We start from the raw sequence: 19,587 nt of genomic DNA, 5'->3' as shown, positions 1-19,587 counted from the left end.
ACTTTTCGGAAAAATCCGATGCTAAAACAAAGAGATAGATCGTCACCTTGCGTCCGATAGGACGCACGGCGATCTAGCGTCGCCCGAAGCCACCATAGGCGCTGCCGTTGAAGGCGTGCTCGCCGCGGGCCTGGTTGGCCCGGCGTGACGCGTCGCTGATGCCCTTTTGCACGCCGGCTTCCGCCAATCCCGGTCCGTAACCAATGCCTTTACCAACGAAACCGCCGACCCTGCTGCCGGGTGGTCCTGCAATTTTACCACCAAAGTAGCTGCCGATCGCGGAGCCAAATGCGCCCAACGTGGAATCGTAGCTGATGCCTCCGCCTCCGCCGCCTCCGCCCTCGCCACCATGGGCGATGCGAATTCCCAGTCGTTCTTCGAGCGTGTCGTACATAAGATCACCTCCTGATACGAAACCGCGCAAAATCACGCTGCTTCAACCTTTGCAATCTATCCTGCCGCGATCAACCCGGTCGCAGCCGGGGCATCGCGAACCCCCTTTTTGCCGGGTCCGGGTCCGCTTGAAGCCTCCGTCGAGGTTCCGCCTCGCCGTCGATATCCTGAAAAAGTCGCTTGATCGCAGCAGCTTGGACCGACACTTCGGCGCCGGGCTTTTTCAAGTTGAGGAGCGGTCAAAAAAGAACCCGCCTCTTGGGCGGGTTCTGAGTATTTTTAGCTTAGCGCTGTCCAGAGCGACCAAAGCCGCCATATGAGCTGCCGTTATAGGCGTGCTCGCCGCGCGCCTGATTGGCCCGGTGTGAGGCGTCGTTGATGCCTCTTTGCACGCCAGCGTCCACTGCTGCTCGCCCAAATCCCCCTACGGCGCGGCCGGCGAGAGAGCCGGCAACGCCGCCGGCCGGTCCTGCCACCCTACCCAGCAAGCCGCCGATCGCGGCGCCCAGCGAACCGCCGGTGGAATTGTATCCGCCGCCACCGCCGCCACCGCGCTCGCCACCATGGGCGATGCGGATTCCCAGTCGTTCTTCGAGCGTATCGTACATAAGATCATCTCCTGATACGAAACCGCGCAAAATCACGCTGCTTCAACTTTTGCAATATAGCGTGACGCGATCAAGACCGTCGGTCGCTGGCAAGTTCATCGTGGCAGGCAAGTCTTCGTGGCAGGCAAGTCATGGTGACAGGCCATTTCGCCAGGTCTGGATTCGCTTGAAGCTGCCGTCGATGTGCCGCCTCACCGCATGGGCACGATCGAGATGGGCGAAGTGGTTGCGTTGCAGATCGCGGATGAGATGGCGCGCATCGCCGAACGGCGCGACGACGTCGATGAACCACAAACGAGCGCCGGACGCCCAGCGATCATGCGCAGGCGTCTCGCCGCGCAGCCGCAAGGCCTCGTGGCATGCGTCATCGACGAGCGCCCATGTCACGAAAGAGATCGGCGACCTCCTCTCGTCAAAATAGATCTTGCATTGGCCAACGCGCAAAGCGGGTAGAAAGTTGCGGCCGATATCGGCGATCGACCAGTTGCGATGCAGGGGCGAATGCAGCGCGAGCTCCGTCATCATGCCCAGCGCTTCGAAATGGCTGATGCTGGCTTCGCGATCCGGAGGGCTGCCGGCCATCATCGCTCTCCGAAACTGTCCTGGACCGCCTTGTAGATCGGCTCGAAGAAATAGCTGATCAGCCGACGCTGGCCGGTGATGACATCGGTGGTCGCTGTCATGCCGACGGCGAACCGGATCTCTTTCCCCGGCAGCTCGATGCTGTTCCGGTCGAGCTTGAGGCGCACCGCATAGACCCATTTGTTCGGCACGACCTCGCCGCGCGCATCGGCGCCGACATTGGTGACGCGGCCGCGGACGATGCCGTAGCGCTCGGCCGGAAACGCGTCGAACTTGACGAAGGCGCTTTGGCCGACTTCGAGAAAGCCGACATCGCGATTGTCGAAGAACGCCTCGATCTCGATCGCGTCGTCGGACGGCACGATCGACATCAGGTTCGCGCCCGCCTTGACGAAGCCGCCGACGGTGAACACCGACAGGTTCTCGACCCGCCCGCTGGTCGGCGCTGTCAGCGAGAGATTGGCGAGCTGCGTCTTCGCCGCGCGCAGATCGGCACTGAAGCTCTGCAAGGCGATCTCGGCATCGTTGAGCTGCTTGCGATAGGTCGACAGGGCGTTCGAGATCACGCCGCTTCGCTGCTTGATGGCGACCTCGGCTTCCGCCGCCAGGCCGTCCAGTTCGCGTCGCGTGACGAGCGCCTCGCCCTCGATGGCCTTGAGCTCGCGCAAGCGCGACAGATAGTCGAACTCGCTGATCGTGCCCTGCTTGCGCAGCGCGTCGGCGGAGGCAAATCTCTGCGCGACGATGTCCCGGTCGGCATCGGCCTTTTGCAGGCGCGCCTGCTGGGTCTTCTCGTTCTGGGTGATGCGCCGGCGCTGCGCATCGGTTTGCGCGATCTGGTCGCGCAGCGCCGACAGGATCGCGCCGATCAGCGCCTCGGCGCCGTCGACCTGCATGGCCCCATTCGCGGACTCGCGGCGGAAGATCGCCTTGCCCGCGTCGATGAATCCTTCATCCATCGGATCGCCGGCGGTCAGCGGCGCGATGATCGAACGAGCGACCGCCGCTTCCTGCAGCTGGCGCTGGATATTCGCCTCGATCCGCTTGATGTCGCTCTCGACCGCCGTCGTGTCCATCGCGACCAGGGGAGTGCCCGTCGCGACCGTTTGCCCCTCCGACACGAAGATGTTCAGGATCTTGCCGTCGACCTGTGGCTGGACGACCTGGACGCGGCCGACCGGGATCACCTTGCCTTGCCCGCGCGAGACGATCTCGGTCTTGGCCAGGCAGCTGCCGATGACGATCACCAGGAACATGCCGACCAGCGTCCAGGCCGTGAAGCGAATGGTCGGCGAGACCGGCTTGTCGATACCGTCGCTGGTCATGGCGCTACCCCGCTCCGCGAGCGATAACGCTCCGGCTCGCTGAGATCGACGACATCGACATCGGACCCGAGCAGATCGGCCTTGTGGCTGATGACGATGAGCGTCTTGTCGCGCGCGAGACGCTTGAGCGTCTCGACCACCACGCTCGCGGATTGCGCGTCGAGCGCGCTGGTCGGCTCGTCGAGGATCAGGGCGCTCGGATTGGTGAGCAGGGAGCGCGCCAGCGCGATGCGCTGACGTTGGCCGCCGGAAAGATGGCTGCCGTACTCGCCGACATCGCTGTGGATGCCTTTGGGCAGCCGGCTGACGAAGCCGTCGCTGGCGCTGGCGGCCAGCGCCAGCGCGATGTCCTGGTCGGTGGCGTCCGGCTTGGCCAGCAGCAGGTTTTCGAGGACTGAGCCGGAGAACAGGGAGGCGTCCTGCGGCAGATAGGCTATCGCCCGGCGCACGCTGCGGGGATCGAAATCCGCGAGGTTCTGGCCGTTCGCCTCGACCCGTCCCGCTCCCGGGTCGTAAAGCCCACTCAAGAGCTTGGCCAGGGTCGATTTCCCGCATCCGGAATCCCCGACGATCAGGGTCGGGCGGTTTGGCTCGAAGTCGAGCGTCATGTCGCGCAGGACGGGATGATCCGGCAGATAGCCGAATGACAGGCCCTTGAGGCCGAGCCGCAGCGGACCCTCGGCTTGCAATGCCGGGCGGGCGGCCTGGGTCTCGGCCTCGGCGTTGAGAAGATCGCCCAGCCGCAGCCGGGCGACCTTCAGTCCCTGCCATTGCTCCCAGACCGAAGACAGCGAAAAGATCGGCCCGGAGACCTTCTCCGCGAGAAGGTGGAAGGCGATCAGTTGCCCGAGCGTGATCTCGTTTTGCAGGACGAGCCGCGAGCCGAAGAAGATGATCAGAATGACCGAGCCGTTGTTGAGCAGGCTGCCGACGAAGCCATTGGCGATGTGAAGCTTGGAGACGCGGAACCCGGTACGAAGGCTCTCCGCGAGGGTTTGCTGAAAACGGTCGACATGGACGTTCTCGGAGGCCAGCGCCTTGACCGTCACGATATTGGCGAGCCCTTCGACCAGGCGCGACTGGTGGCGGGATTCCGCGAAGAACGAGGCCTGCATGCGCTGGCGGATGAACGGTCCGATGACCCCGAACGCGATGATCTGCAGGGGCAGCATGATCAGGACGATGGCGGTCAGGAATGGGCTGATCGACAGGAGCGCGACGATGTAGATGATCGCGAACAGCACATCGAGGACGATGCCGGAGACCGTTCCGGTCAGGAAGGCGCGAACCGTGTCGATCTCGCCGATCCGGGTGAGCGTTTCGCCGACCTGCCAGCGCTGCAGATGGCGCAGCGGCAGATGGAGGACATGGTCGAAGATCCGGCGTGCCAGCTCCCCCGTCAGGCGGTTGGCCATATGCGTGCCGAGATAGGAGGCGAGCGCGTCGAGCCCGGCCGAGAAAACCGCCGTCAGGATCAGGATGACGACGATCAGGCTCAGCGTCGCCTCGCGCTGAAACGGCAGCACGCGGTCGATGATCGTTTGAAAGACGAAGGGCTGAACCAGGCCGAGCAGCCGCAGCACGATCGCGACGACCATGATCTCGATGATCAGCGGCGTATATTTCTGCGTCGATTGCGTGAACCACGAGAGCGGTGCCGGCTGTGACGTCAGGTCGTTCAAACGTGAGCTCCACGATGGAGAACGGAAATCGTGATGTGAATCGCGCCAGTGTCTCCGGTGGTTGTTTCGTTCGTGTCACGCCGCCATGCTGGTGGCATCTCGCCGGGGCCGGTCATGCGAGCCGGCCCTCCTTGCTCGGGAATCCGCTGGCCCCCGCGCCGCAGCGCGCCCGGCAGCTCAGCCGTCCGCCCAGCGCTGCTGCTGCGCCGTGATCGACATGTAGTCGAAGGAGAAATCCGAGATCGACCAATAGCGCAGGCTGTCTTGCTGGAAGGCCCAGAGATGGTCGTAGATTGTCTTGAAGTTTGGGTTCGCGGCCGACATCTCGGCATAGAGGTCCTTGGTGATCTTGTAGCTCGCCTTGAGGATGTCGTTCGGCAACGGCCGCAGCTGGGCGCCGCCGGCGATGAGCCGCTTCAGCGCCGCGGGGTTCAGCGCGTCGTATTTGGCCTGCATGTCGTGGCCGGCCGCGGCCGCGCAGGTCTTCAGCACCTTTTGGTAGGCCGGCGGTAGGCTGTTCCATTTCTCCAGGTTGATGAAGAAGCTCAGCTCGGCGCTGCCGTCCCAGAAGCCGGGATAGTAGTAATAGGGCGCCACCTTGGCGAAGCCGAGCTTCTCGTCGTCATAGGGTCCGACGAACTCGACCGCGTCGAGGACGCCGCGCTCCAGCGCCGGGTAGATGTCGCCCGCTCCGAGCTGCTGCGGCACCACGCCCATCTTCTGCAGCACGTTGCCGCCGAGCCCGCCGATCCGCATCTTCAGGCCCTGCAGGTCGGCGGCCGACTTGATCTCCTTGCGGAACCAGCCGCCCATCTGCGCGCCGGTATTGCCGGCGGGCAGGTTGTAGATGTTGAACTTGGCGTAGAACTCGTTGAGCAGCTCGAGCCCGCCGGCATGGAAGAGCCAGGCCTGCATCTGCCGGCTGTTCGGCCCCCACGGGATCACCGTGCCGAAGGCGAAGGCGGTATCCTTGCCCGAATAGAAATAGGAGCCGGAATGCCCCATCTCGACGGTGCCGGTGGTCACGGCGTCGGCGACCTGGAGCGCCGGCACGATCTCGCCCGTGGCGAAGACCTGGATCTTGAACTTGCCGTCGGTGACGGCGGCGACGGCCTCCGACAGATAGGTGCAGGCCCCGAACAGGGTGTCGAGCGATTTGGGATAGCTGGACGCCAGGCGCCATGAAACCGTCGGTTGGCTCTGGGCGATGGCAGGGCTGACAATGGTGGGACTCGCGATACCGGCGGCGGCACTGACGCCGGCGCCCTTCAGGAATGCTCTGCGCTTCATCGAAAACGGTTTCCTGCCCTGATTTTTCTGGTTCGCCGGGATCGGCATGGCGGCGAGCATGCCACGCGCCGGTTGCAGCCGACAAGGAATGCACGAGGAAGCCGGCTTTGAGCCTGGCGCAAACTGGCAAGGAACGCGGCAGGGCAGACCCTGGGCTTCAGCCCTCCGCCTTGGCCTCCATGAGCTTGACCATCGCCGTCAGCGCCCTGTTCGCCGGCGTGGCGATGCCGAGCCTCGCGCCGGTGCGAACGACATATCCGTTGAGATGGCCGATCTCGGTCCGCTTCCCGCGCGCGAGGTCCTGCGCAGTCGACGAAAGCTGGTTCGCCATCGCCGCGGCGAGGCCGAGCACGGTGGCGGGCAGGTTGTCCGTGACGCGGACGCCGGCACGCTCGGCCACGGCGAGGCATTCGGCGACCACGTCCTGCATGACGTCGCGCACGCCCTCCACCTCGACCATCCGGCCATAGGACAATTGCGGAATGGCGGAGAGCGCGTTGTAGGCGCAGTTCACGATCAGCTTCGTCCACAGCACCCCGATCACGTTGTCGGACACATCGGTCGGAATGGCGGCGCGGCTGAAGGCCTCGGCGATCTCGACGCTCGCCGGGCCGGCCCCGATCACGAGCTCGCCGCGGCCATGATGCCTGACATGCCCCGGTCCCGGCATGTCGGTCGCGACATAGACCGCTGCGGGGATCACGGGCCGCTGCAGGACATCCTGCAGGCGCTCGGCATTGTCGACGCCGTTCTGCAAGCTGAGGATCGAGGTCTTCGCGCTAAGATGAGGCGCCATCTCCCGGCCGGCGGCAGGGGTGTCGTCCGACTTCACGCAGAACAGCACGATCTCGGCATCGGCGACGCCGGACGCGTCGGCGATCGCGTCGACCTTAACGGCCTCGGTGAAGGCCTTGGTCTCGAGGATCAGGCCGCGCGCCTGCACGGCCGCGACATGCTGCGGCCGCGCGACGAGCGTGACGGAGTGGCCGGCCCGCGCCAGCATGGCACCATAGTAACAGCCGACGGCGCCGGCCCCCATGACGGCGATCTTCATCGATCCGGTCATCCTTTGTTCAATGGCGGATTGCAGGTTTCGGCGCGCTGCGGGCGAGGCTTTCGCCGGGCTCGGCGGCCTGCGCAGCGGCCCTGCCGGGCTGCCGCGGCCACAGGAACCGGCGATCGAGCACTCCGGGGCTGGCGCAGCCGAGATGGATCAGGGTGTTCAGGAGTTCGTCGCGAAAAATCTCGATGGTCGCGGCCGGGCCATGGGACAGTCCCAGCGCCGCCACGCCGAACAGGAACGGCCGTCCCATCAGCACGAAATCGGCGCCGAGCGCCAGGCTGCGCGCGATGTCGTCGCCTGTCCGCACGCCGCTATCCAGGATGATGGTCAGATCCTCGCCGGCCGCGGCCCTGATCTCGGGCAGCACCTCGATCGGGGCAGGCGCCGAATCGAGCTGGCGGCCGCCATGGTTGGAGACGACGATGCCGTCCGCGCCGAGCTTCGCCGCGATGCGCGCATCCTCCGGGTTGAGAATGCCCTTGATGACCAGATGATGCGGCCATGCCTCCCGGATGCGCTCCAGGCGCTGCCAGTCCAGAGCGGCGCAGGAGAGCTGCCGTGAGACGAATTCGGCATGGGCGAGCCCGCTCAGCCCGCCCTTGCTCTCGGCGAAATTGGCCATGGCAGGACGCTCGCCGCGCGCTGCGCGATAGAGCCAGGCCGGGTGACGTGCGACATCGAGGATCGTTCGCAGCGAGGGGCGCAGCGGAATGGCGAGCCCGTTGACGAGATCGCGGACGCGCTTGGCCGGGACGGGGATGTCCACCGTCACGACGAGCGTCTCGACGCCCGCTCGCAGCGCCCGCTGGATCAGCGCTGTGGCCATCGCCTCATCAGTGCCCGGGTAGAGCTGGAACCACAGGTTCTCGCGCGCGATGTCGCGGATCGCCTCGATCGAGGTGGTTGCGGCCGTGGACAGCACATAGGGAATGTTCCGCTCCTGCGCCGCCCGCGCCAGGGCGCGGTCGGTGCCGGGGCGAACCAGGTCCGCGAAACCCATCGGCGCGATGCCGAACGGAGCTGCGTAGCGCCGGCCGAACAGGGTCACCTCTGTGCTCGCGCCCGAGCAGTCGCGCAGCGCCCGCGGCACCAGCGCGATCTCGTCGAAGCGCACGCGGTTGCGGGTGACCGCGATCTCGGAGCCGGCCCCGCCCTCGATGAAGTCGAAGACGGCGCGCGGCAGGCGCTTGCGCGCGACGGTTTCCATCTGCCTCGTCGAGAAGAGGCGCCGGTTCGAGATGACTTGGGTCACGGCGGGATCGTCACTCGCTTCTGAAAGATCGCCCGGACCTTAGCATGATGCCGCCGGCGCTGATCCATGCCCTCTCGACAGGCGGCCATGCCGCGGGGCGCGCGGCCGCCCACCGAGACGTGAACCGGCGTGATGCACGATCGTGGCTGCACGGGCTGACTTTGCCACCCGGCACAGGCTAGACGCTTCTCCGATCGCGTCGCCGGCCGAACGGCCCGCGACCAACCCTGCGTCCCATCGAGTCCGGAAACGCCCATGACCAGCCGTCGCCACCTGCTTGCGCTCACTCTTCTGGCGCCTCTCCTGTCAGGTCTTGGAGGAGGCTCCTCCCTCGCGCAGGAGATCGATGTCGAGGCCATCCTCAACGATCCGGAAGCGCCCGTGGCCGGCAACCCCAAGGGCGACGTCACCATCGTCGCCTTCCTCGATTACAACTGCCCCTTCTGCAAGGTGTCGGCGCCGGTGCTCGAGCGCGTCGTCAAGGAGGATGGCAAGGTCCGGCTGGTCTACAAGGACTGGCCGGTGATCACGGAGGCCTCGGTCTATGGCGCGCAGCTCGCGCTCGCGGCGCATTACCAGGGCAAGTACGAGGTCGCGCACAAGGCGCTGATGGCGATCCGCGGCGGCAAGGTCTCGCGCGAGAAGATGCTCGAAGCGGTCAAGGCCACCGGCCTCGACATGGCGCGGCTGCAGGCCGATCTCGCCGCGAACAACGACAAGATCCTCGCCTTGCTGAAGCGCAATCTGGCGCAGGCCGATTCGCTCGGCCTGCAGGGGACGCCGGTCTATCTGGTCGGCCCGTTCCGGACCTCGACGCTGGACTATGCCGGTTTCAAGCAGGTCATCTCGGATGCGCGCGGCAAGCAGGGCGCGCAATGAGGCTTGTTTCGCTATCCTGACAGCCGGCTCTAAACCGCGTGCCGCTTGATCCAGGCGACATAGGCATCCATCCATTTTTGCAGGAAGGCCTTGCTGCTCTCGCCGATCTCGCCGGAATCGGTGAACAGGCCGTCCTTGGCCTGGATGAAGATCTCGGGCTGGCCGAGCGTCGGCACGTCGAGATAGGCGAGCACGTTGCGCAGGTGCTGCTGCGCCAGCGCAGTGCCGATCGCGCCGACCGAGACGCCCAGCACGCCCGCGGGCTTGCCGGCGAAGGCGCTTTGCCCATAGGGCCGCGAGGCGTTGTCGATGGCGTTCTTCAGCACGCCGGGGATCGAGCGGTTATATTCCGGCGTCACGAAGAGCAGACCCTGCGAGCCGGCGATCTCCGCCTTCAGCCGCTTGACCGGGGCGGCCTGGTTGGCGTCCTCGTCCTGGTTGTAGAGCGGCAGGTCGCCGATCTCGACCTGATGGAACTTGAAATCCTGAGGCGCCAGTTTTGCGAGCGCGCTGGCGAGCTTGCGGTTCAGGGAATCGTGCCGGAGGCTGCCGACGAGGACGGCAATTTTGTATTCGCTCATGATCTGTCCCATGCGGAAGACGTGGTTGCGGCATCGAGCCTAGTGCTCGGTACGGGAGTTGTCGCCCGCCATCATGGCGGTTGCGCGTCAATGTGATGATCGGTCCCTGCGCCGGCCGGTTGCGGCGCAGGGTCATGCCAGATCGTCTATTCAGCCGGCGTCGGCGCTCCGGCCTGAACCGGCTTGTCCTTGGCCGGCGCGCCCTCGCGCCAGGCGATGAGGCGGTAGAACATCGGGATGAAGAAGGTGGCGACGAAGGTCGCCGCCAGCATGCCGCCGATCACGCCGGTGCCGATCGAGTGCCGGCTCGCCGAGCCGGCGCCGGTGCTGATCGCCAGCGGCACCACGCCCAGGATGAAGGCGAGCGAGGTCATCACGATCGGCCGGAAGCGCAGCCGGGCCGCCTCGAGGGCGGCGTCCGCGGCGCTCTTGCCCTCCTGCCGCGCGAGCACGGCGAACTCGACGATCAGGATGGCGTTCTTGGCGGCAAGGCCGATCAGCGTGACCATGCCGATCTGGAAATAGATGTCGTTGGTCAGGCCGCGCAGCCAGACGGCGAGCAGGGCCCCGAACAGCGCGAAGGGCACCGCCATGATCACCGCCAGCGGCAGGGTCCATTTCTCGTACTGGGCGGCGAGGATCAAAAACACCATGATGATGCCGAAGATCATCGCCTGCGAGCCGGTGCCGCTGGTCGCCAGCTCCTGATAGGCCGAGCCGGTCCAGGCGATCTGGAAGCCCTGCGGCAGGGCCTCCCGCGCGACCTCCTGCATGGCGGCGATGGCCGCGCCCGAGGTGTAGCCGGGGGCGGGATTGCCCATCACCTTGGCGGCCGCGAAGGCGTTGAAGCGCTCGAACTGGTCGGGCCCGACCACGCGCTCGGCCTTCACCAGCGCGTCGAGCGGCACCATCTTGGCGTTGCTCGAGCGCACGAAGACCTGCTTGAGATCCTTCGGCGTCTGCCTGAACGCAGCTTCCGATTGCAGGTTGACCCGGTAGTTGCGGCCATAGAGCGTGAAGTCGTTGACATAGAGGCTGCCGAAGGTGCTCTGCATCGTCTCGAAGACGGAGCTGATCGGCACGCCCAGCGCCTTGGCCATGTCGCGGTCGAGATCGAGCCGGTATTGCGGGACATTGGTGTCGAAGGTCGTGCGCACCCCCGCCAGTTCCGGGCGCTTGGCCGCGGCCTCGACCAGTTGCGTCGTTGCGGCCGAGAGCGACTGGACGCCGCCGCCGGTCCGGTCCTGCACATAGAACTCGAACCCGCCGGTATTGCTGAGCCCGCTGATCGGCGGCGGGTTGAAGAACAGTATCATCGCGTCCTTGATCCCGGCATTCATGCCGATGAAGGTCGCGGGCAGGTTGCGCGCGTCGAGATCGGGCGTCTTGCGCAGCTCCCAGTCCTTCAGCGTCACGAAGGTCGTGGCGGCGCTGGTCTTCTCGCCGCCTGAGAGCAGGTCGAAGCCCGAAATCGCGAAGACGTTCTCGACCGCCGGGTGCCGGCTGATATTGGCCGCCGCCTCGTCCATCGCGGCGACGGTCCGGTTCAGCGAGGCGGCCGGCGGCAGGACCGCGACGCCAAGCAGCACGCCCTGGTCCTCGTCGGGAACGAGCGAGCCGGGCACCACCTTGAACATTAGCCCGGTGCCGACCAGAAGCGCGGCGAAGAGCACGAGGCCGATCGCGAAGCGCTTGGCGAGGAAGCCGACGCCCGAGACGTAGCCGCCCGTCATCTTCTCGAAGAAGCGGTTGAACAGCCGGAACGGCAGCGCCGGCTCGCGATGTCCCGGCTTCAGGATCAGCGCGCAGAGCGCCGGCGTCAGGGTGAGCGCGACGATGCCGGAGATCGTCACCGACATCGCGATCGTCACCGCGAACTGCTTATACATCGCGCCCGCCAGCCCGCCCATGAACGAGACCGGGATGAAGACCGCGCAGAGCACCAGGACGATGGCGATGACCGGCCCCGTCACCTCGCCCATCGCCTTGATCGCGGCCTCGCGCGGCGGAAGATGCTCGGTCGCCATGATCCGTTCGACGTTCTCGAGCACGACGATCGCGTCGTCGACGACGATGCCGATGGCCAGCACGAGCCCGAACAGGGTCAGCAGATTGATCGAGAAGCCGAACATGTACATGCCGGCGAAGGTGCCGATGATCGAGATCGGCACGGCGATCACCGGGATCAGCGTCGCCCGGAAATTCTGCAGGAAGAGGAAGACCACGAGGACGACGAGGACGATCGCCTCGATGAAGGTCTTGATCACCTCCTTGATCGAGACCTCGATGAATTTCGTCGTGTCATAGGGGATGTTGTAGGTCATCCCCTCGGGAAAGGAGGTCTTGAGCTCGTCGAGGCGGGTCTTGAGGGCCTCCATCGTCGCCAGCGCATTGGCGCCGGTCTGGAGATAGACCGCGATCGGGACTGCGGCCTTGCCGTTGAGCTTGCTGTCGACCGAATAGCTGGCTGCGCCGAGCTCGACCCGCGCCACATCCTTGAGCCGCAGCGTGGCGGCGTTGATGTCCGAGCGCAGGATGATGTTGCCGAAGGCCTCCGCGTCGGGCAGGCGCCCCTGCGTCGTCGCCGTATAGGTGAAGGGCGTCGAGGGGTCGTTGGGTTCGTCGCCGAAGCGGCCGGCGGCGAACTGCGCGTTCTGCTCGCGGATCGCGGTCGCGACATCGGTGGTGGTCAGTCCGTAGCGGGCGAGCTTGTCGGGGCTGAGCCAGATCCGCATCGAATAGTCGCGCTGGCCGAGCAGGGCGGCGTCGCCGACGCCGGGAATGCGCTTCAGGTCGTCGATGACGTTGAGCAGCGCGTAATTGCCGACATAGGTCGCGTCATAGCGCCCGTCCTCGGAGAACATCGCGACGAGGCCGAGGATCGAGGTCGAGCGCTGGCTCACCGTGACGCCGAGCCGCGTCACCTCCTGCGGCAGGGTCGGCGTGGCGCGCTGCACCCGGTTGTTGACGTCGATGGTCGCCTGGTCGGGGTCGGTTTCCTGCGAGAAGGTCACGGTCAGCGACATCTGGCCGCTGCTCGAGTTCGAGGACTGCATGTAGAGCATGCCCTCGACGCCGTTGATCTGCTGCTCGAGCGGCGCGGCGACCGTTTGCGCGATCGTTTCGGCGCTGGCGCCGGGATAGGTCGCGCTGACCACGATCTGCGGCGGCGTCAGTTCGGGATATTGCGCGATCGGCAGGGCGCGGATCGCGACGATGCCGGCCAGCACGATGACGATCGAGATGACCGCCGCGAAGACGGGCCTGTCGATGAAGAAGCGATTCATGACTTCGGAGCCTCGGCCGCCTTCGGCGCGATCGAGACCGGTGCGCCCGGCCTCACCTTGATGATGCCCTCGGTGATCAGCTTGTCACCGGGCTTGAGGCCGGAATTGACGACCCAGCCATCGGCGACCTGGCGGCCGAGCTCGACCGGGCGCAGCTCCGCCTTGCCCTCGCTGTTGACCGTGTAGACGAACTGTCCGCGCGGGCCCTGCGAGACGGCGGTCGACGGCACCACGACGGCATTGTCGAGCACGATCCCGTTGACGATGGCGCGCAGGAACTGCCCGGGCAGGAGCCGACCCTCCGGGTTGGCGACGACGGCGCGCAGTCGCAGCGTCCCGGTTTCGGGGTCGAGGCCGGCGGAGGCGAAGTCGATCGTGCCGGTCTGCGTGTATTTGCTGCCGTCCCCGAACACGAGATCGACGGACAGCACCGCGCCGACGCGGTCCCAGACGCCCTGCTCCTCGAGCAGCCTTCGGCTGGCGGCGAGCTCGCTCTCGCTGACCGAGAAGATCACATGGACCGGGTCGCGCTGGGTGATCCGGGTCAGCAGCCCGGCATCGCCGGAGGTGCCGATCAGGCTGCCTTCGGGAACCTGTTCCAGGCTGGTGACGCCGCTGATCGGCGCCCGCACCTTGGTATAGCCGAGATTAAGCTCGGCGACGCTGACATCGGCCTCCGCCATGGCGACGGCGGCGGTGGCGAGGTCCTTCGCCGAGAGCGCGTCGTCGCGGGCCTTGTCGGTGCCGGAGCCCGTCGCCGCCAGGCGCGTATAGCGCTCGGCGTCGCGCGTGGCCTGCGCCAATTGCGCGTGCGCCTGCTGGAGCTGCGCCCGCGATTTCGCCAGATCCGCCTCGTAGCGCTTCGGATCGATCTCGAACAGCACGTCGCCGGCCTTGACCTGCGCGCCCTCGACGAAGTCGCGCTTGAGCAGGATGCCGCCGACCTGGGCGCGGACCTGGACCTCGCGCGAGGCCTCGACGCGGGCGGCATATTCGAAGCTCAGCGGCACCTTGCCGGCCTTGACCTCGACTGCGGTCACCTGCGGCGGAGGCGGCGCCGCCGGTCCGCCCTGCGCCAGCGCGGCGCTTGCCGCGAAGGCCTGGCCGGCGAGAAGCAGGCCGAGCAGCCCGAGGCGGCGCAAGGGTCCGAAAGATGTCATGGCTGGCGTCCTTTGGGCATGGTCCGCGCCGTGTTGGCCGTGGTCCGGTGAGATGGCTCGCATGGAGCAGGATGGCGGATTTTCGGCGGCGCCGCAGCCGCTTTCTGCGCCGGTCGCGCGGCGCGGCTCACGATCGTTCCTTCTGCGGTCGGTGGCCGGGCAGGAAAAGCGCGATCAGATTGTCCTGCAGCCGCTCGCGGAAGGTGTCGCGATCGACCGGCGGCGTGAGCAGCGATTGCGGCAGCTCCGGCGCCGTGGTCGGGACGAGGAGCGCCCCGCCCAGGATGGTGAAGGCGATGGTCGGGTCGCTCGCGGGCGTCACGCCCTCCCGGATCGCCTCGGCGAAGAGCGGGTCGGTCGCGGCGATGGCCGGCAGGATCAGGCGCTCGGTCAGCGCCGCCAGCCGCTCGCCGCTCTCGCGGGTCTGCTGCGCGATGAAGAGGCTGAGCTCCGGATGCTCGAAGCTGAACGCGACGAAGAGGCGGATGGCATCGGCGAGACGCTCGCCGACCGGTCGCTTCTCGGCCGTCAGCTCGCGGATCGCGCCGTGCAGCCGGGCGGTCTGCGCGGCGACGTCCTCGACGCTCGCCAGCCAGAGCCCTTCCTTGCCGCCGAAATGCACGCGCACCAGCCCGGCATCGACATTGGCCGCGGCGGCCAGGCTGCGCAGGTCGACGCTGTCATAGCCATGGCGGGCGAAGGCGCTGGTCGCGGCCTTGAGCAGCGCGTCCCGTCCGGGCGGCTGGTCCTTGTGGCGGCGGCCGCGCGGACGCGGGGCCGGTTGCCCGGACTGGGAGAGAGTGGGTCGGGCCATGCCGCTTCACGATTTAATTCTACAGTTGCAGATATTCTCTCGCATCACGTTCGGCAAGGGGTCAAGTCCGCCGGCATTCCCGGCTCAGGCGAGCCCGGCCTCGTTCAGGCTCCGGCGCAGATGCGCGACGCCTTGCTTCGCATAGGTCAGCGGATGAGCTTTCTCCGGGTCCTGCTCGGCCTCGACCACGACCCAGCCGGAATAGCCGGGCAGGGCCCGGAACAGGCCGGGATAATCGACCATCCCGTCGCCCGGCACGGTATAGACGCCGAGCTCCTCGCCCTCGCCGAGCACCGCGTCGAGAAAGCTCCAATCCCCGGCGCGGGCCCGCTCCATCACCGCCCGCCGCACGTCCTTGGCATGGACATGGCTGATCCGGTCGCGATAGCGCGCCGCCAGCGCGGTCGGGTCCGCTCCGCCCCAGCTCGCATGGCCGGTATCGAGCAGGAGATGCACGGCGGGGCCGGCCGCGGCCATGAAGGCCTCGATATCGGCCTCGCTCTGCACGATCGTGCCCATGTGATGGTGGTAGACCAGCCTGACGCCCTCGCTCAGCGTGTGTTCGGCGAGCTGCGTGACCCGCTCGCCGAAGGGCTGCCAGTCGCCTGCCCGCATCACCGGGCGTTGCGACAGCGGCTTGGCGCGGTCGCCATGGATCGCGTTCGAGGTCTCGGCGAAGACCAGCACCGTCGCGCCCATCGCCTTGAGCAGGTCGAGATGCGGGCGCAGATGCCTCATTTCGGCTTCGACGTCGCGGCGCAGCAGCTCGGCCGAATACCAGCCCGAGATGCAGGCCAGGCCGAAGGGCGCGAGCGCCGCCTTCAGCGCGGCCGGCTCGCGCGGAAACTTGTGGCCGAGCTCCATGCCCTCGAAGCCGGCCTCGCGCGCCTGCGCCAGGCAGGTCTCGAGCGGCGTCGCCCCGCCGATCTCGCGCAGGTCGTCATTCGACCAGCCAATGGGGTTGGCGCCGATGCGGATGGGCATGGATGAACGTCCTCAGCTTCTCGTCAAACGCGGGCCACCCGCCGAGTCCTCATCCTGAGGAGCGCCACAGGCGCGTCTCGAAGGATGCTCCAGAGGGCGCTGGAACATCCTTCGAGACGCCGCTTTCGCGGCTCCTCAGGATGAGGGCTTCAATCGGGGGATGAACGCTTCTCATGGCCGCTGTTTGATCGCGGCATCGTAACGTTCGCGCGCCGCATTCACCTCCGGCCGCTCCGAGACCTCCGGCACGGCGACATCCCACCAATGCCCGCCGGCCTCGGTCGCGGCCAGGGGGTCGGTGTCGACGACGATGACGCTGGTGCGGTCATGGTTGCGAGCGTCGCCCAGCGCCGCTTCGAGTTCGGCGAGGCCTTCGACCCTGCGCGCGATCGCGCCCATCGCGCCGGCATGGGCGGCGAAATCGATCGCCGGCAGCGCCTCGTGACGCGTATCGCGCAACAGGTTGTTGAAGGAGGCGCCGCCCGTCGCGTTCTGCAGCCGGTTGATGCAGCCGAAGCCGCGATTGTCGAGCACGACGATCACCAGCTTCAGGCCGAGCATCACCGAGGTCGCGATCTCGGAATTCATCATCAGGTAGGAGCCGTCGCCGACCATGACGACGACCTCGCGGGCGGGATCGGCCAGCTTGACGCCGAGCCCGCCGGCGATCTCGTAGCCCATGCAGGAATAGCCGTATTCGAGATGGTAGCCGCCGGGCGCGCCGGCCTGCCAGAGCTTGTGCAATTCGCCCGGCAGCCCGCCGGCGGCGCAGACGACGACGTCGCTGGGCTCGCTCCAGCGCTGCACGGCGCCTATCACCTGCGCATCGCTCGGCAAAGGTTGGTTGCCGGCTTCGGTGCAACGCGCGGCGAGGCTGAGCCAGCCCAGCCGCTCGGCCTGCGCCCGTTCCGTCCAGGCGGCCGGCGCGCGATGGTCGCCCAAGGCCGCGCTCAGTTCGGCGAGACCGGCCTGCGCGTCGCAGACCAGAGGCTGGCCGCGATGCTTGCCGGCATCGAAGACTTGCACGTTCAGCCCGATGATCCGGCAGTCCGGATTGGCGAAGAGCGTGCGCGAGCCGGTGGTGAAATCCTGCAGCCGCGTGCCGATCGCGAGCACGAGATCAGCTTCGCCCGCCAGGGCATTGGCGGCGCCGGTCCCGGTCACGCCGATCGCGCCGAGATTGAGCGCGTGCTGCGCCGGCAGGGCGCTCTTGCCTCCTTGTGTCTCGGCGGCGGGAATGCCATGCGCCATGCAGAATTCAGCCAGCGCCGCTTCGGCCTCGCTGTAGAGCACGCCGCCGCCGGCGATGACGAGCGGCTTGCGGGCCGCCTTGAGCAGCCGGACCGCCTCGGCGAGTTCCTGCCTGTCCGGCCGAGCGCGACGCGGCGTCCAGAGTCGCTCAGCGAAGAAGCTCTCGGGATAGTCGTACGCCTCGGTCTGCACGTCCTGGCACAGCGCGAGCGTCACCGGCCCGCATTCGGCCGGGTCGGTCAGCACGGCCATGGCGCGCTCGAAGGCCGGCATCAATTGCTCTGGCCGCGTCAGCCGGTCGAAATAGCGCGAGACCGGCCTGAAGCAGTCATTGGCGGAGATGGTGCCGTCGCCAAAATCCTCGATCTGCTGCAGCACCGGGTCGGGCCGCCGCCCTGCGAAGACGTCGCCCGGCAGCAGGAGCAGCGGCAGGCGGTTGACATGGGCGACGGCAGCGGCGGTGACCATGTTGGTCGCGCCCGGCCCGATCGAGCTCGTCACCGCCATCATCCGGCGCCGGCGCGAGGCCTTGGCGAAGGCGATCGCCGCATGCGCCATGGCCTGCTCGTTATGGCCGCGATAGGTCGGCAGCGCCTCGCCCGCCGCCTGCAGCGCCTCGCCGAGCCCGGCGACATTGCCATGGCCGAAAATCGCCCAGACCCCCGCGAAGAGCGGCAGGGTCTCGCCCTCGATCACCGTCTTCTGCGCCTGCATGGCGCGCACCAGCGCCTGCGCCATGGTGAGGCGGACCGTGCCCATCGGGATCTCCCTCCAGCCTTGCCGTCCAGTCGCGATCTGGCGGATAAGGTGCCATCGCGGGGACGGGATGAGAAGCCGATGCGCATGGGGCTGTTGGGGGCGGGTCGGATCGGCCGCATTCACGGGCAAAATCTCGCCGCCAGCAGGGATGCGGCGCTGGTTTCGGTCGCCGATGCCGTGCCCGAGGCGGCAATGAGGCTGGCGGCCGAAACCGGCGCGGCCGTTGCCAGCCTCGATGCGATCCTGGCCGACCGCACGCTGGACGCGGTGCTGATCTGCACGCCGACCGACACCCATGCCGAGCTGATCGAGGCGGCCGTCGCCTCGGGCAAGGCGGTGTTTTGCGAGAAGCCGGTCGATCTCGATGCCGGACGGATCCGGCGCTGCCTTGATGCGGTCGCGCGCGCCGGCAAGCCGCTGATGATGGGCTTCAACCGCCGCTTCGATCCGAGTTTCGCCGGGCTCGAACGGCGGCTGCGGGCGGGCGAGGCCGGCGCGGTCGAGCTCGTCAGCGTGATCTCGCGCGATCCCGCGCCGCCGCCGGTCGATTATGTCAGGCGCTCCGGCGGCCTCTTCCGCGACATGATGATCCATGATTTCGACATGGTCCGCTTCCTCCTGGCCGAGGAGCCGGTCGAGGTCTTCGCGCTCGGCGCGGCCCTGGTCGATCCGGCCATCGGCGCGGCCGGCGACGTCGATACCGCGGCGGTGCTGCTGCGCACCGGTTCGGGCAGGATCGCGCAGATTTCGAATTCGCGCCGCGCCAGCTATGGCTACGACCAGCGCGTCGAGGTCCATGGCTCGAAGGGCATGCTGCGGGCCGGCAATATTCACCAGACCACGGTCGAGATCGCCACTGCGGCAGGCTTCCGGGCCGATCCGGTGCAGAACTTCTTCCTCGAGCGCTATGCCTCAGCCTACCGCGCGGAGCTGAATGCTTTCATCGCCGCAGTGAAGGGCGAGGCGCCACCATCGCCCTCCGGCGAGGACGGCCTGAAGGCCCAGATCCTGGCCGATGCCGCGACCGAGTCCGCCCGCAGCGGCAGGCCCGTCACGGTCGATCTCGCGGCGCTCTGAGCGAACCGCGCCGGCGCTGTCCTAACGCGCCGCCACGCCATCGACTCGCCGCCTGAAATCGGCAACCATGGGTAGGTGCCGCAGCGGCAACAAAGACGCGCGGCGTGTGGCGGGTGGTTGCGGGGCGGAGCATGCCGAGGGGTGCGGCAGGGCCGGGCGTCATGGCGGACTCCGCCGAAACGGGGCTGCCGGTCGAGATCGCCTTCCTGACGCGTCACGGCGTGCCGCCATCGGCCCTGCATGCGGCGGCCGCGCGGGCGGAGCGGATCGGCGTCGAACCGGCCCGCGAGGTCCTCGCCTCCGGCCTGGTGACCGAGACCGCGTTCTACGCGGCGCTTGCAGCCGAGCTTGGCCTGAGCTTTCACCGAGGCGAGCTGCCGCTGCGCCCGGGTGGCGTGTTCGGCGCGATCCTGCGCGAAGGTGTCGCTCCGGTGGCGGATGGCACCGACGGTCCCTTCCGTTTCGTTCTCGCGCCCTCTGGCCCAGCCCTGCGGCGCATGCTGGAGGCCGGCCCAAGGGCGCGCGCCGATATTGCCGTCATGACGCCGAGCGCCTTCGCGGCGGCTCTGCGCAGGGCCAACGCGACGGCGCTGGCGCGGC

The 19,587-nt window shown here is 67.4% G+C and carries 16 protein-coding genes and 1 pseudogene; 3 read left to right on the top strand and 14 right to left on the bottom strand.

Features of this window, described 5'->3' with window-relative positions:
• Positions 1-73: 73 nt before the first annotated feature.
• The 8 genes from ACTIF2_RS27030 to ACTIF2_RS26995 form a co-directional block, all read right to left on the bottom strand.
• Entirely contained in the window at positions 74-394 is a 321-nt protein-coding gene (locus ACTIF2_RS27030; protein ID WP_439500237.1) for a hypothetical protein, read from the bottom strand.
• Between the two features lie 283 nt (positions 395-677).
• The gene (locus ACTIF2_RS27025) at positions 678-1,001 is read right to left on the bottom strand and encodes a hypothetical protein (protein WP_439500236.1); all 324 of its coding nucleotides are present in this window, start codon (positions 999-1,001) and stop codon (positions 678-680) included.
• A 129-nt stretch (positions 1,002-1,130) separates the two neighbouring features.
• Positions 1,131-1,583, bottom strand: a complete 453-nt coding sequence (locus ACTIF2_RS27020) for a toxin-activating lysine-acyltransferase (RefSeq protein ID WP_439500235.1) — start codon at positions 1,581-1,583, stop codon at positions 1,131-1,133.
• Positions 1,583-2,908, bottom strand: coding sequence for an HlyD family type I secretion periplasmic adaptor subunit (locus tag ACTIF2_RS27015; RefSeq protein ID WP_439500234.1), 1,326 nt, complete (start codon positions 2,906-2,908; stop codon positions 1,583-1,585). The genes ACTIF2_RS27020 and ACTIF2_RS27015 overlap by 1 nt, the downstream gene beginning before the upstream one ends.
• The gene (locus ACTIF2_RS27010; protein ID WP_439500238.1) at positions 2,905-4,506 is read right to left on the bottom strand and encodes a peptidase domain-containing ABC transporter; all 1,602 of its coding nucleotides are present in this window, start codon (positions 4,504-4,506) and stop codon (positions 2,905-2,907) included. Before ACTIF2_RS27010 ends, ACTIF2_RS27015 begins: the two co-directional genes overlap by 4 nt.
• A gap of 261 nt (positions 4,507-4,767) precedes the next feature.
• Positions 4,768-5,880, bottom strand: coding sequence for a TRAP transporter substrate-binding protein (locus tag ACTIF2_RS27005; RefSeq protein WP_439500233.1), 1,113 nt, complete (start codon positions 5,878-5,880; stop codon positions 4,768-4,770).
• A gap of 157 nt (positions 5,881-6,037) precedes the next feature.
• The gene (locus tag ACTIF2_RS27000; RefSeq protein ID WP_439500232.1) at positions 6,038-6,934 is read right to left on the bottom strand and encodes a ketopantoate reductase family protein; all 897 of its coding nucleotides are present in this window, start codon (positions 6,932-6,934) and stop codon (positions 6,038-6,040) included.
• Positions 6,935-6,953: 19 nt separating this feature from the next.
• Complete coding sequence (locus ACTIF2_RS26995; protein WP_439500231.1) at positions 6,954-8,195, bottom strand: alpha-hydroxy acid oxidase; 1,242 nt, start codon at positions 8,193-8,195, stop codon at positions 6,954-6,956.
• 255 nt (positions 8,196-8,450) lie between these two features.
• Between ACTIF2_RS26995 and ACTIF2_RS26990 the strand changes: the two genes are divergently transcribed.
• Positions 8,451-9,074, top strand: coding sequence for a DsbA family protein (locus ACTIF2_RS26990; protein ID WP_439500230.1), 624 nt, complete (start codon positions 8,451-8,453; stop codon positions 9,072-9,074).
• A 29-nt stretch (positions 9,075-9,103) separates the two neighbouring features.
• Here ACTIF2_RS26990 and ACTIF2_RS26985 read toward each other — a convergent pair whose 3' ends face one another.
• The 6 genes from ACTIF2_RS26985 to iolD form a co-directional block, all read right to left on the bottom strand.
• On the bottom strand, positions 9,104-9,655 hold the full coding sequence (locus ACTIF2_RS26985; protein ID WP_439500229.1) for an NADPH-dependent FMN reductase: 552 nt from the start codon (positions 9,653-9,655) through the stop codon (positions 9,104-9,106).
• 146 nt (positions 9,656-9,801) lie between these two features.
• Positions 9,802-12,942: an efflux RND transporter permease subunit gene (locus tag ACTIF2_RS26980; protein ID WP_439500228.1), complete on the bottom strand. Its 3,141-nt coding sequence runs from the start codon at positions 12,940-12,942 to the stop codon at positions 9,802-9,804.
• Positions 12,939-14,102: an efflux RND transporter periplasmic adaptor subunit gene (locus ACTIF2_RS26975; RefSeq protein ID WP_439500227.1), complete on the bottom strand. Its 1,164-nt coding sequence runs from the start codon at positions 14,100-14,102 to the stop codon at positions 12,939-12,941. The genes ACTIF2_RS26980 and ACTIF2_RS26975 overlap by 4 nt, the downstream gene beginning before the upstream one ends.
• 127 nt (positions 14,103-14,229) lie before the next feature.
• A complete protein-coding gene (locus tag ACTIF2_RS26970) occupies positions 14,230-14,916 on the bottom strand; it encodes a TetR/AcrR family transcriptional regulator (protein WP_439500226.1) in 687 nt (228 codons plus the stop codon).
• Positions 14,917-15,000: 84 nt separating this feature from the next.
• The gene (gene iolE, locus ACTIF2_RS26965; protein ID WP_439500225.1) at positions 15,001-15,900 is read right to left on the bottom strand and encodes a myo-inosose-2 dehydratase; all 900 of its coding nucleotides are present in this window, start codon (positions 15,898-15,900) and stop codon (positions 15,001-15,003) included.
• Between the two features lie 171 nt (positions 15,901-16,071).
• Positions 16,072-17,910 carry a 3D-(3,5/4)-trihydroxycyclohexane-1,2-dione acylhydrolase (decyclizing) gene (gene iolD / locus ACTIF2_RS26960; RefSeq protein ID WP_439500224.1) on the bottom strand — a complete coding sequence of 613 codons (1,839 nt, stop codon included), beginning with the start codon at positions 17,908-17,910 and terminating at the stop codon, positions 16,072-16,074.
• A 78-nt stretch (positions 17,911-17,988) separates the two neighbouring features.
• Here iolD and iolG point away from each other — a divergent pair, with 78 nt between their 5' ends.
• A complete protein-coding gene (gene iolG, locus ACTIF2_RS26955) occupies positions 17,989-18,987 on the top strand; it encodes an inositol 2-dehydrogenase (protein ID WP_439500223.1) in 999 nt (332 codons plus the stop codon).
• 161 nt (positions 18,988-19,148) lie between these two features.
• Positions 19,149-19,587, top strand: a pseudogene (locus ACTIF2_RS26950) (hypothetical protein); the annotation flags it as partial.

This window comes from Allobosea sp. (assembly GCF_051860145.1).
Classification (GTDB): Bacteria; Pseudomonadota; Alphaproteobacteria; order Rhizobiales; family Beijerinckiaceae; genus Allobosea.
The sequence above is the reverse complement of the archived record's forward strand: the minus strand, read 5'-3'. Positions and strand labels throughout refer to the sequence as shown.